The sequence below is a fragment of the Aquitalea sp. genome (assembly GCF_030150775.1).
Lineage (GTDB): Bacteria > Pseudomonadota > Gammaproteobacteria > Burkholderiales > Chromobacteriaceae > Aquitalea > Aquitalea denitrificans.
The window spans coordinates 196039-208515 of record NZ_JASLFG010000049.1; the positions used below are offsets into that span (position 1 = coordinate 196039).

Annotated in this window: 10 protein-coding genes and 1 rRNA gene; 7 read left to right on the plus strand and 4 right to left on the minus strand. The window is 60.3% G+C overall.

Annotated features, from left to right (window positions below; translation table 11 throughout):
- The first annotated feature begins 118 nt into the window (after nt 1-118).
- From murJ to queF, 3 genes are read left to right on the plus strand one after another with little or no spacing between them, the layout of a single operon-like run.
- The gene (murJ, locus tag QVF59_RS17375) at nt 119-1654 is read left to right on the plus strand and encodes a murein biosynthesis integral membrane protein MurJ (protein WP_287881451.1); all 1536 of its coding nucleotides are present in this window, start codon (nt 119-121) and stop codon (nt 1652-1654) included.
- A gap of 3 nt (nt 1655-1657) precedes the next feature.
- Complete coding sequence (locus QVF59_RS17380) at nt 1658-2419, plus strand: CPBP family intramembrane glutamic endopeptidase (protein WP_287881452.1); 762 nt, start codon at nt 1658-1660, stop codon at nt 2417-2419.
- A 46-nt stretch (nt 2420-2465) separates the two neighbouring features.
- Nucleotides 2466-3305, plus strand: coding sequence for an NADPH-dependent 7-cyano-7-deazaguanine reductase QueF (queF, locus tag QVF59_RS17385; protein WP_287881453.1), 840 nt, complete (start codon nt 2466-2468; stop codon nt 3303-3305).
- A 69-nt stretch (nt 3306-3374) separates the two neighbouring features.
- Here queF and QVF59_RS17390 read toward each other — a convergent pair whose 3' ends face one another.
- On the minus strand, nt 3375-4055 hold the full coding sequence (locus QVF59_RS17390) for a pseudouridine synthase (RefSeq protein ID WP_159875044.1): 681 nt from the start codon (nt 4053-4055) through the stop codon (nt 3375-3377).
- 164 nt (nt 4056-4219) lie between these two features.
- On the opposite strand from QVF59_RS17390, the gene QVF59_RS17395 reads away from it, so the two are divergent.
- A complete protein-coding gene (locus tag QVF59_RS17395) occupies nt 4220-4930 on the plus strand; it encodes an alanyl-tRNA editing protein (RefSeq protein WP_287881454.1) in 711 nt (236 codons plus the stop codon).
- Between the two features lie 79 nt (nt 4931-5009).
- Here the strand turns inward: QVF59_RS17395 and parE are convergent, their stop codons facing one another.
- On the minus strand, nt 5010-6974 hold the full coding sequence (gene parE, locus QVF59_RS17400; RefSeq protein ID WP_287881455.1) for a DNA topoisomerase IV subunit B: 1965 nt from the start codon (nt 6972-6974) through the stop codon (nt 5010-5012).
- A gap of 149 nt (nt 6975-7123) precedes the next feature.
- Nucleotides 7124-7690 carry an RNA pyrophosphohydrolase gene (locus tag QVF59_RS17405; RefSeq protein ID WP_287881456.1) on the minus strand — a complete coding sequence of 189 codons (567 nt, stop codon included), beginning with the start codon at nt 7688-7690 and terminating at the stop codon, nt 7124-7126.
- A 398-nt stretch (nt 7691-8088) separates the two neighbouring features.
- On the opposite strand from QVF59_RS17405, the gene QVF59_RS17410 reads away from it, so the two are divergent.
- The 3 genes from QVF59_RS17410 to pssA all read left to right on the plus strand — a co-directional run bounded on the left by QVF59_RS17410 (nt 8089) and on the right by pssA (nt 12191).
- On the plus strand, nt 8089-9417 hold the full coding sequence (locus QVF59_RS17410) for a glutamine synthetase family protein (RefSeq protein ID WP_287881457.1): 1329 nt from the start codon (nt 8089-8091) through the stop codon (nt 9415-9417).
- 10 nt (nt 9418-9427) lie between these two features.
- Nucleotides 9428-10744 carry an NAD(P)/FAD-dependent oxidoreductase gene (locus QVF59_RS17415; protein ID WP_287881458.1) on the plus strand — a complete coding sequence of 439 codons (1317 nt, stop codon included), beginning with the start codon at nt 9428-9430 and terminating at the stop codon, nt 10742-10744.
- Nucleotides 10745-10850: 106 nt separating this feature from the next.
- Nucleotides 10851-12191, plus strand: coding sequence for a CDP-diacylglycerol--serine O-phosphatidyltransferase (gene pssA / locus QVF59_RS17420; RefSeq protein WP_287881459.1), 1341 nt, complete (start codon nt 10851-10853; stop codon nt 12189-12191).
- A 192-nt stretch (nt 12192-12383) separates the two neighbouring features.
- On the opposite strand, the gene rrf is transcribed toward pssA, so the two are convergent.
- Nucleotides 12384-12477 (minus strand): 5S ribosomal RNA (gene rrf, locus QVF59_RS20930); the annotation flags it as partial.

The following is a 12477-nucleotide window of genomic DNA, read 5'->3' on the forward strand; positions in this document are numbered from 1 at the left end:
TCTTTCTCCTGATGAGCGGAATCTGAAACCCGCGATTCTAAGCCTTAACAGCAGGTTTTGCAACAATAAACCCGCCAGCGTAAACTAGCCGGCTTGCTCAACCCGCCACCCCCACTCAATGAACCTGCTCAAGGCGCTGGCTGCTGTCAGCAGCATGACCATGGTGTCGCGCATTCTCGGCCTGGTCCGCGACACCCTTATTGCACGCGTATTTGGTGCCGGCATGTCGGCAGATGCCTTCAATGCCGCCTTCAAGATTCCCAATATGTTGCGCCGCCTGTTTGCCGAGGGCGCGTTCTCGCAAGCCTTCGTGCCTATCCTGGGCGAATACAAGAACCAGAAAACCGAAGAAGAAACCCGCCAATTCGTGGCCAAGGTCACCGGCGTACTGGGTTCGGTGCTGCTGCTGGTCACCGCCATCGGCATGCTGGCCGCGCCGGCCATCATGTGGATTTCCGCGCCCGGCTTTTATCGCGAACCGGCCAAGGCCGCGCTGTTTGCCGACATCCTGCGGGTGTCGTTTCCTTATATCTTTTTCATTTCGCTGTCCTCGATGACCGGCAGCATTCTCAATAGCTGGGGCAAGTTCTCGATTCCGGCCTTCACCCCCACCTTCCTCAACCTCAGCTTTATCGTATTTGCGCTGTTTTTCACCCACAGCTTCCACCCGCCCATCATGGCCATGGCCTGGGCGGTGTTTGTTGGCGGGCTGATCCAGCTGGTTTGGCAACTGCCCTTCCTCAAGCAGATCGGCATGCTCACCATGCCCATCTTCGACTTCAAGGATGCCGCGGTATGGCGGGTGATCCGCCAGATGGGCCCGGCCATTTTCGGCGTATCGGTGGCGCAGATTTCCTTGCTGATCAACTCCACCTTTGCTTCTTTCCTGCCCACCGGCAGCGTGTCGTGGATGTATTACGCCGACCGGCTGATGGAATTCCCCTCCGGCGTGCTGGGCGTGGCGCTGGGGACCATCCTGCTGCCCTCCCTGTCCAAGCATGCGGCCAGCAAGTCCGATAGCGAATTCAGCGTGCTGCTGGACTGGGGCATCCGTCTGTCCTTGCTGCTGGCAGTACCGGCCACCGTGGGGCTGGGCCTGTTGTCCGGCCCCTTGCTGTCCACCCTGTTCATGTATGGCCGCTTTACCGCCCACGACGCACTGATGTCGCAACAGGCAGTAATTGCCTACTCCTTCGGCCTCTTGGGGCTGATTCTGGTCAAGGTGCTGGCGCCGGGCTTCTATGCCCGGCAGGACATCAAGACGCCGGTGCGCATTGCGCTGATTACCCTGGGCTGCACCCAGTTGATGAATCTGGCTTTTGTCTTCCCGCTCAAGCATGCGGGCCTGGCACTGTCGATTGGCCTGGCCTCCTGCCTGAACGCCGGCCTGCTGCTCTCCACCCTGCTCAAGCGCAAGATCTACCAGCCGCAAGCAGGCTGGAGCAGCTTCCTCGGCAAGATGGCACTGGCCATCCTGGCCATGGCTGCTGTACTGCTCGCGCTGCAATGGCTGCTGCCCATCCACTGGGATGGCCATGCCTGGCAGCGTGTAAGCTGGCTGACCTTGCTGGTGGTGGCCGGTGCCATCACTTACTTTGCCATGCTGTTTGCGCTGGGCTTCCGGCCGCGCCAGTTCATGCGCAAGGAGCACTAAAACGTGCCCACGTCATCACCGCTGCCCGCGGCAGACCGCCAAGCTGCCGCCGTACTGTTGGTGTGCTGTCTGAGCCTGACCTTGCTGTACTACCCGGCCAACAGCCACTGGCTGCTGGACTGGCTGCGCAATATGCAGCCAGCTTGGGCCGCTGTCTTCCAGCGCCTGGTAGTACACAACCCGGACACCCAGCTCTACCGTGCTGTGTTTTGGTCGCTGGCCAGCGTAGCCAGCTACTGCTTGCTGCCGCTGCTGCACATCAAGCTGGTGCTGCGCCGCCCGCTGCGCGATTTTGGCCTGGCCCTGCCCAGTTGGCGTTTGCTGCGCACGGATGGCAAGCTGTTCCTGCTGTTTTACGCCATCATGCTGCCACTGGTGTGGTGGGCGTCGGCACAGCCGGGTTTCTTGCAGATCTACCCCTTCTTCCGCCTTGGCCCACAAGAAAGCCTGTGGCCGCACTGGGCCTGGTGGGAGCTGTTATACTTCGCCCAATTTGCCGCGCTGGAGTTCTTCTTTCGCGGTTACATGGTGCACGGCCTCAAATTGCGCTTTGGCGTATCCGCCATCTTCGTGATGCTGCTGCCTTACTGCATGATTCATTTTGAAAAGCCAGTACTGGAAAGCCTGGCCGCCATCATCGCCGGCATGGCACTGGGTACGCTGAGTTATCGTTATCGCTCGATCTGGCTGGGTATCGCCCTGCATTGTAGCGTGGCCCTCACCATGGACTTGATGGCGCTGTGGCGCAAAGGCCTGCTGCTCTGAGCGGCAAGCACCGTGGCCGGCTCGCTTTTTTCACGGAATCCCTCTCATGACCACTCCGCACCTGACTCCCGATCTCTCCCCGCTGGGCAAAACCGTCAGCTACCAGGACCAGTACGACGCCAGCCTGCTGTTTCCCATCGCCCGCCAGAGCAAGCGCGCTGAAATCGGCGTGGACGAACAGGCCCTGCCTTTTGCCGGTGTGGATATCTGGACCGGTTTCGAGCTGTCCTGGCTGAATGCGCGCGGCAAGCCGCAGGTGGGTATTGCCACCTTCCGCATTCCGGCTGACAGCCCCAACCTGATCGAATCCAAGTCGTTCAAGCTCTACCTGAACAGCTATAACCAGACCCGCATCGCCAGCCTGGCCGAGTTGCAGGCACAGCTGGCACTGGACCTGTCCAATGCTGCCGGTGGCACAGTCACGGTCAGCGTGCAGCTGCCACAGGACTTTGCCCGCCAGCAGATTGCCGAGCTGGACGGCGACTACATCGACGAGCAGGACATCGCCGTGGACAACTACGCGCCCTGCCCGGACATCCTGCGTGCCGATACCGGCAATATCGTCAGCGAAACCCTGTGCAGCAATCTGCTGAAGTCCAACTGCCTGGTCACCGGCCAGCCGGACTGGGGCAGCGTGCAAATCCGCTACACCGGCCCGCAACTGGACCGTGAAGCGCTGCTGCGCTACCTGATCGGCTTCCGCCAGCACAATGAATTCCACGAGCAATGCGTGGAGCGCATCTTCACCGACATCCTGCGCGCCTGCGCGCCGGAACAGCTGACGGTATACGCCCGCTATACCCGCCGTGGCGGCCTGGACATCAACCCTTGGCGCAGCAATGCCGAGCAGGCACCACTGGAGAACACCCGCACCGCACGACAGTAAGTAGGCTGTCCAAAGTAAAAAAGCCTGCTTGTCATCCAAGCAGGCTTTTTTGTGGGCAAAATCCGGCCATCAAAACGGCATCGCCGCCTCAAATTCCATTTCTTCACGGGTAATCGGGTGGCGCAACACCAGTCGCGAGGCATGCAGTAACAGCCGATCGGCCTTGGCCAGTACCTCAGGCGGTGCATAGATGTCATCGCCCAGAATGGGATGGCCGCTTTCCAGATGCAGCATGTGCATGCGCAACTGGTGGGCGCGGCCGGTTTGCGGGTCCAACTCCATGCGCGAGGTCTGGCGTGTGGTGTCGCGCGACACCACACGGTAATGGGTGATGGCCTGCTTGCCTTCAACATGGTCGATTTTCTGGCGTGGGCGATTGGGCCAGTCGATGATCAGGGGCAGGTCGATGGTGCCGCTATTGCTTTCCACAATACCGTCCACCACCGCGATATAGCGCTTCTGCACCTTGCGGTCCATAAAGGCGATGGATAGCGCCCGCTGCATGGCCGCGCCACGGCCAAACACCACCAGGCCCGAGGTGGCCATGTCCAGCCGGTGTACAGTCAGCGCATCCGGATACACTTTCTGCACCCGGCTGATCAGGCAGTCGTCCTTGCCTTCGCCGCGGCCCGGGACCGACAGCAGGCCGGTGGGCTTGTCCACCACCAGCAGGCAGTCGTCGACATAGATGACCGCAAGGCCGGTATCCGGCGGCGGGGTGTAGTTTTCCAGATTATGGGCTTGGCTCATGGCGGCAACAGGGGAACAGAATAAGTAAAGAGCGGCGATTATCTTACCCCCGGCGCGGCTTCACAAGCTGTCACTCTGCATTTGCCGGGGAATTGCCACTTGAAATGGCAGCGCAACGCCATCACCCTGTCATGATCAGATCATTCCCCATGCAAGGAGCTGTCATGCCGGAGCGCTTTTACCTCGACCCTTACCAAACCACCCTGCAAACCACGGTCATCCGCCATGACGATGCCGGCTTGGTACTGGCAGACACCCTGTGTTATCCGCTGGGCGGTGGTCAACCGGGCGACACCGCCACGCTGACCCTGGCCGATGGCAGCACGCTGGCCATCAGCGATACCCGCCGCAACCGCGAAACCCGTGAGATTCTCCACATCACCGCTGCCGATGCCCCGCAACTGGCCGCAGGCAGCCCGGTCACCCTGACGCTGGATTGGGCGCGCCGTCACCGCCACATGCGGGTGCATACCGGCCTGCATCTGCTGTCGGTGGTGATCAAGGCCGGCGTGACCGGTGGCAATCTGACCGCAGAAGGCGGACGGCTGGATTTTGATTTGCCGGAAGGCATGGAGCTGGACAAGGACGAAATCGAGGCTGGCCTGAATGCGCTGGTGGCACAGGACCTGGCGGTGAGCATCCAGATGACCAGTGGCGAAGCATTGAAATCCCGTCCGGAGCTGATCAAGACCATGTCGGTCACCCCGCCGCTGGAGCTGCCGGAAATCCGCCTGATCGAAATCGACGGTGTCGACCTGCAACCCTGTGGTGGCACCCATGTGCGCCGCACCGGCGAAATCGGCCGCCTGCTGGTGAAAAAGATTGAAAGCAAGGGCGCGCGTAACAAGCGGGTGGTGGTGACGCTGGCAGACTAAACCCGGCCTTTGCCGCAAGGCCGCCATGAAAAACGGGACCATAGCGGTCCCGTTTTGCTTGTGCCTGCCAGCGGCGCAATCAGATATCCGCTTCCACCTCGTTACCCTTGGCTTCCATCCAGCTACGGCGGCTGGAGGCCTCGCCCTTGCCCATCAGCATGACGAAGGTGGACAGGGTTTGCGCCATTTCACCCGGGCGCACCTGCACCCGCGACAGGCGACGGGTATCCGGATTCATGGTGGTGTCTTTCAGCTGTTCCGGGTTCATCTCGCCCAGACCTTTGAAGCGCGAGATGCCCCAGCTGCCTTCGCGCACATTCTCGCTGCGCAGACGGTCCAGAATGGCATTGAGCTCGCCCTCGTCCAGCGCGTAAATCTTGCGTGGCGGACGGTTCTTGCCCGAACCCGGCACATCCACGCGGAACAGCGGCGGCTGCGCGATGTAGATATTGCCGTTTTCGATCAGGCGCGGGAAATGGCGGAAGAACAAGGTAAGCAACAGCACCTGGATGTGCGAGCCGTCCACGTCGGCATCGGACAGGATGGCGATCTTGCCATAACGCTGGCTGGACAGGTCCGGGTGATCATCCAGCCCGTGCGGGTCCACGCCGATGGCGACGGAAATATCGTGGATTTCGGCATTGGAAAACAGCTGGTCCTTGTCGGTTTCCCAGCTGTTGAGCACCTTGCCGCGCAAAGGCAGGATGGCCTGGTATTCCTTGTCGCGCGCCAGCTTGGCCGAGCCACCGGCAGAGTCACCCTCTACCAGGAACAGCTCGTTGCGTTCGATGTCTTCACTTTCGCAATCGGTCAGCTTGCCCGGCAGCACGGCTACGCCGGAGCCCTTTTTCTTTTCCACCTTCTTGACTGATTTCAAGCGCGACTGCGCCTGGCGGATGGCCAGCTCGGCAATCTTCTTGCCCGCTTCCACGTTCTGGTTCAGCCATAGCTCGACCGGGTCGCGCGACAGGCTGGAAATCAGCTTGAGGGCATCACGGCTGGTGAGCTTATCCTTGGTCTGGCCCTGGAATTGCGGGTCCAGCACCCGGGCCGACAGCACAAAGCGCACCCGGCTCCACACGTCCTCCGCCATCAGCTTGACGCCGCGCGGCAGCAGGTTGTGGTGGTCGATGAAGCTCTTCACCGCATCAAACACCCCTGCACGCAGGCCAGCCTCGTGAGTACCGCCGGACGGGGTAGGAATCAGGTTGACATAGCTCTCGCCGCTGGCCCCGTCTTCAAACCAGGCCATCGCCCACTGCACGCCTTCGCCCTTGGCAAATTGCTCGTGGTCATCACCGATATAGGCTTCAGCGGCAAACAGCGGCGCAATCGGCTCGTCGCCGTTGCACAGCTCGGCCAGATAGCTCTTCAGGCCCTGCGGGTACTGCCACACCTTGACCTCGTCACCACTGGGTTTCTCCACAGTCAGCGACACGGCCACGCCGGGCAGCAACACCGCCTTGGCGCGCAGCAGGCGTTCCAGCTCCGGCAAGGAGTAACGCGGGCTTTCAAAATACTTGCCATCCGGCCATACCCGTACCCGGGTGCCGCTGGTGCGCGGGCCGCAGTCGCCAATGCGGGCCAGGGGTTCGATCACGTCGCCGCCGGAAAACACCAGGCGGTGCACACCTCCCTCGCGCTTGACCTCGACTTCCAGCCGGGTGGACAAGGCATTGGTCACCGATACACCTACACCATGCAAACCACCGGAGAAGGCATAGGCGCCACCGTCTTTCTTGTTGAACTTGCCACCGGCGTGCAGCCGGGTGAATACCAGCTCCACCACCGGCACGCCTTCTTGCGGATGCAGGCCCACCGGAATGCCACGGCCATCATCTTCCACCGACAATGAACCATCCTGGTGCACGGTAACGGCAATCTTGCGAGCATAGCCACCCAGGGCCTCGTCAGCCGCGTTATCAATCACTTCCTGACAGATATGGGTGGGGTCGGTGGTGCGGGTATACATGCCCGGCCGTTCCTTGACCGGCTCCAGCCCCTTGAGCACTCGTACCGAAGATTCGTCGTACTGTTGAGTCATAAATTTATCGTCGCCTGTAGCGGCCCTGCGTGGCAGGGCCAAGCCTGGTGATGTTGCCACCCCTGCCATGCGGCAGGGCTGGTCATGATGCTCAAACGGCAGCCCAGGGCCGCCGCTTGCTTGATGGGTGAGGCAAACCGCAAGGCGGTTCAGTGATCCTGCTGCGGGCCCGGCAAGCCTTCGGCTACCGGAGCCGTCCTGGCCGGCTGCCTCATGCGCTGCAGGAAGCTGTCGTAGTTTTCCAGCCCCTTGAGAAAGCGCGACAGCTCGGTCAGCGCGCGGATATACACGTCGCGCTTGAATTCGATTACCGCATCCACCGGTGCCCAGTAATCGTTCCAGCGCCAGCCGTCGAATTCCGGATGCGTGCTGGCCCGCAGGCAGACATCGCAGTCGCGCCCGGTCAGCCGCAGCAGAAACCAGATCTGCTTCTGCCCCTTATAGCTGCCGCGCCATTCGCGGCGCACCCAGTTGCTGGGCACCTCATAGCGCAGCCAGTCACGGGTACGCCCCACGATCTTGACATGTTGCGGCAACAGCCCGACTTCCTCCAGAAGCTCGCGGTACATCGCCGCTTCCGGGCTCTCACCCGGCTTGATGCCTCCTTGCGGAAATTGCCAGGAATGCTCGCGCACCCGCTTGCCCCAGAACACCTCATTTTTGCCGTTGATGAGGATAATTCCGACATTGGGGCGATATCCGTCCCGGTCCAGCATGAAAAAAACCTGCAAATCGTCTAGTTGACCGAATTTTTGCACATTTCGACAGCTCTTGCCATGTGCCTGACGTGGCTGAACAACAGCAATTCCACCACAGACTGCCATCTGCGCCATGAAAAAAATTGACGCCCCATGCCAAAGGCGTTTAAAAATCCGGCACAGCACCCTGCTTATCTCACCCGGAAGGCCCTGTTTTTCATGCAAGCACGTCGCAACCCGCTCACATCCCCCCCCCTGCCTGTGGCAGCGGTGGTGCTGTGCGCATGGGCAGACTCGACAGCCTTGTCACTGGGCTTTTTCATCCAGCCGTTTACCGCAGTCGGTCACCGCTAGCGTTTTGCCGTTTCACCCGCCCATGGGGCGGCTTTCGACAATTCAACGCCCAAGGACCATCCATGCTGAACCCTGCAGACTGGCTGCAACATCACGGCATTCGCACCGTCGAATGCCTGTTTTCCGATATCACCGGTACCGCGCGTGGCAAGATCCTGCCGGCATCAAGCGTACTTAACGGCAGCGAACTGCGTTTTTCACAGGTCGGGCTGGTACAAAGCGTCAGCGGCGACTGCCTGCAGCAACTGGTGCCAGAGTTGGACCCGGACATGCTGCTGCAAGCCGACCCCACCACCCTGCGCCGCCTTCCTTTCAGCCGGGAACCAGCGGCCATGCTGATTCACGACTGCCTGCATGAAGATGGCAGCCTGGTAGAGTTTTCACCGCGCAATGTGCTGCACCGTGTACTCTCCCGCTATGCCGAGCTGGGCCTCAAGCCTGTTGTCGCACCAGAAATGGAGTTCTATCTGTTTGCCCGGCGTCAGCAGCTGGATGCGGCACCACAGGCACCAGCCAGCTATGGCAAAGCCGGTGACAGCCTGCGTCAGCCCTATGCACTGGATAGATTGCACGATCTGGAGCCAGTACTGGACGACATCCGCCATGGCTGCCAGTTGCTGGGCATCGGTGCAGATACACTGCTGCAGGAAGTAGGCTGCGGTCAGTTGGAAATCAATCTGCAACATGGCGATGCCATTGCACTGGCCGACCAGGCTTTCCTGTTCAAGCGCATGGTGCGTGAAGCCGCCGCCCGGCATGATCTGGAAGCCTGCTTCATGGCCAAACCGCTGGCGGATGATGCCGGCAGCGCCATGCACATTCACCAGAGCCTGGTGGATGCGGATACCGGCCGCAATGCCTTCTCACTGGACAACGGCCAGCCGGCACCGCGCTTTGCCCACTATATTGCCGGCCTGCAGCACTACCTGCCGGACGCCCTGCTGCTGCTGGCCCCTTATGTCAATTCCTATCGCCGCCTGGCGCCGTTCACGGCAGCACCCATCAATGTGGAATGGGGCTTTGACAACCGCACCTGCGGCCTACGCATCCCGCAAGCTGGTCCACAGGCACGCCGGGTGGAAAACCGCCTGCCCGGCGTGGATGCCAACCCTTATCTGGCCATGGCCACCACCCTGGCCTGCGGTTTGCTTGGCATGCAACAGGAATTACCGGCAACGCCACCACTGGATTGCAGTGCCTATGGTCGACCCTATGCCTTTGCCCGCACCCAGCTGGAAGCTGTGGAAAGGCTGGCTAATAATCAGGCACTTGCCACCCTGCTGGGGCCGCAGTTTGTCTCTACCTATTGTCAGCTCAAGCTGAGCGAATGGCAGGAATTCAACCACCAGGTCACCCCCTGGGAATATCGCCACTTGCTTGGCCAGGCATGAAAGAGGCGTCATGAATCGCGAACACGCACCACACCTATCCCAGTTTGATGGCCACCATGTCAATTCCTGGTATGCGGCCACCGCACCGTCACGCGAGCGTTATCCGGTGCTGGGAGAGGTGGTGCGTTGCGATGTCTGCGTGGTGGGGGCTGGCCTCACCGGCCTGTCTACCGCCCTGGTGCTGGCTGAAAAGGGGCTGTCCGTTGCCTTGCTGGAGGGGGCGCTGGTCGGCTTTGGTGCCACCGGCCGTAATGGCGGACAAATCCTGCACGGCTTTGCCGCACCGTTGACGCGCTTCGAGCAACAACTGGGCAGTCGGGCGGCACGGCAGTGCTGGGAAGCCTCGCTGGAGGGCGTATCGCTGATTGCCAATCGCATTCACCAGTATCAGATCGACTGCGAACTGCGCTGGGGTTTTCTCACCACCGCCAGTAATCACCACCAGCAGCAACAGCTGCGCAAGCAACAAGCCATGCTGGAAACCTGTGGCTATCATGATTCACAGTGGCTGGAAGGCAGTGCACTGGCAGGGCAAATCAACTCCCCACGCTATACCGCGGCGCTGCATGACAATGGCTGTGGCCACCTCCACCCGCTGAAATATGCACAAGGGCTGGCACGGGCCGCATCCCGCGCAGGCGTCAGGCTGTTTGAACACAGCCCGGTCACTTCCATCGATGAAGACCGACTGGGCTTGCAGATCGGCACACCCAATGGCTGGGTCAGGGCCGACAAGATGGTGCTGGCCTGCAATGTCGATATCGGTGCGCTGCAACCGCAACTGCGGCGCAGCATTCTGCCGGTGGAGTCACACATCATTGCCACGGCACCGCTCACGGCAGAGCAGGCAGCCAGTCTGCTGCCAGAAGGCGCTGCAGTGTGTAGCAGCGACAAGCTGCTGGACTACTTCCGTCTGACACCCGACCACCGCCTGCTATTTGGCGGCAGATCAAGCCGGCCATACGCAGAACGGCAATCCCTGATTACCGAACGACATACCCGCATGGCCAGCATTTTTCCCAGCCTGCGCAACAGCAGGATTGACTATGCATGGAGCGGCCATGTAGACGTTGGCCCGGCGCGACTACCGCAAATTGGCCGCCAGGGGCAACGTGTCTACCATGCCCAGGGCTTTGCCGGGCATGGACTGGCATTCACCGGCATTGCCGGGCAGATGATCGCTGAGGCCATCGCGGGGGATCTGGGCCGCTTCGACATCTTCAACAAGCTGTATGCCCACCCCTTCCCTCTGCCAGCATCGCTGGAGGAAAGCCTCATCCGGCTAGGCTCCATGTATTACCGTCTGCGAGACACGCTAGGCTTCTAGGCAATATGCACGTACTTGAGCTGAAACAGCTTGCGGACGTCAGCATCCCCCAAAAGCAGAAAACGATGCTAGGATGCCCCGATCAACCGTTTTACGCGTGATTCACATGGTATTTCTACTTCCCCGGCCATCTCTGGAGCGTTTGCCACGTTTTGCACTGACGGCCAGCGATTTCAGCTCCTTGCAATCCGCCGCCGACTTTCGCCAGGAGCTGCTAACAGCACTGGCAGCCGCACAACAGCGTATTTATATTGCGGCTCTGTATCTGGAACAGGACGAGGCAGGACAAGAAGTGCTGGCAGCCATCTTTGCCGCCAAACAGCGCAATCCAGCACTGGATGTACGCATTCTGGTCGACTGGCATCGAGCCCAACGTGGCCGAATTGGCGAGAGCAAAACCAATTGCAATGCCACATGGTATCGTGAGCAAGCCAGCCTGCACGCGGTGGAAGTACCCATCTACGGCGTTCCCACCCAGACACGGGAACTGTTTGGCGTGCTGCATCTGAAGGGCTTCATCATTGATGACCTGGTCATCTACAGCGGTGCCAGCCTGAACAACGTCTACCTGCACAAGCAGGACAAATACCGCTTCGACCGTTACCACCTGATTCGCAGCATGGCACTGGCAGATTGCATGGCCAGCTTCATGCTGCAAAACATCTGCAATGACGAGGCGGTGTTCCGGCTGGACAAACCGGTTCCCGGTACCCGCAGCATCCGCAAGGAAATCCGCGCCTTTCGCAATCGGCTGGAAAAGACCCATTATCCACTGCCACGGCAGCAGACCTGCCAGCAGGGCATGGGTGTCACCCCCATCGTCGGGCTGGGCAAGGGCAATCCGCTGAATCAGCTCATCCTGCAACTGATCGGCCATGCCCAGCACCGGCTGGTGATCTGCACGCCTTACTTCAACTTCCCCATGGCCGTGCTGCGCGCCATCAACCGAGCCCTGCGCCGTGGCGTGGAAGTTACCATCATTGTGGGCGACAAGACCGCCAACGATTTTTTCATCCCCGAATCAGAACCCTTCAAGCTGATTGGTACCCTGCCCTATCTGTACGAAATGAACCTGCGCCGCTTCGCCAAGCGCCGCCAGGCACAAATCGAAAACGGCAAGCTCAATCTGTGCCTGTGGAAAGATGAAGATAACAGCTACCACCTCAAAGGCATGTGGTGTGATGCACAGCACATCCTGCTCACCGGCAACAACATGAATCCAAGGGCCTTCCGGCTCGATCTGGAAAACGCCCTGCTGATTCACGACCCGGAACAACAGCTGCAATCCCAAAGCCATGCCGAGCAGCAGCACATCCTGCAACACTGCACCCGTATCAACCACTACCGCCAGCTGGAAAGCGTGCGCAACTATCCGCTCAAGGTACGCACCATCCTTACCAGACTGAGCCGGGTCCGCATCGATCGCATGCTGAACCTGATGCTTTAGCCTACGCAGCACCTAAACAAACCGCTCAAACGACAAAGCCACCGCATGCGGTGGCTTTGTATTTGCTGCGCCCCATCCACGCCCCCGTCACCGCTGCAGCCGAGCAAGGACTGGCCTTATGGTCAGGCAAGTTAAATGGTGGCGCAGAATGCACAAAGCCCAGCTCGGTTGAGCTGGGCTTCTGTATGGGGAGTCTGGCGGTGTCCTACTTTCACATGGCGAATGCCACACTATCATCGGCGCTAAGGCGTTTCACGGTCCTGTTCGGGATGGGAAGGCGTGGGAC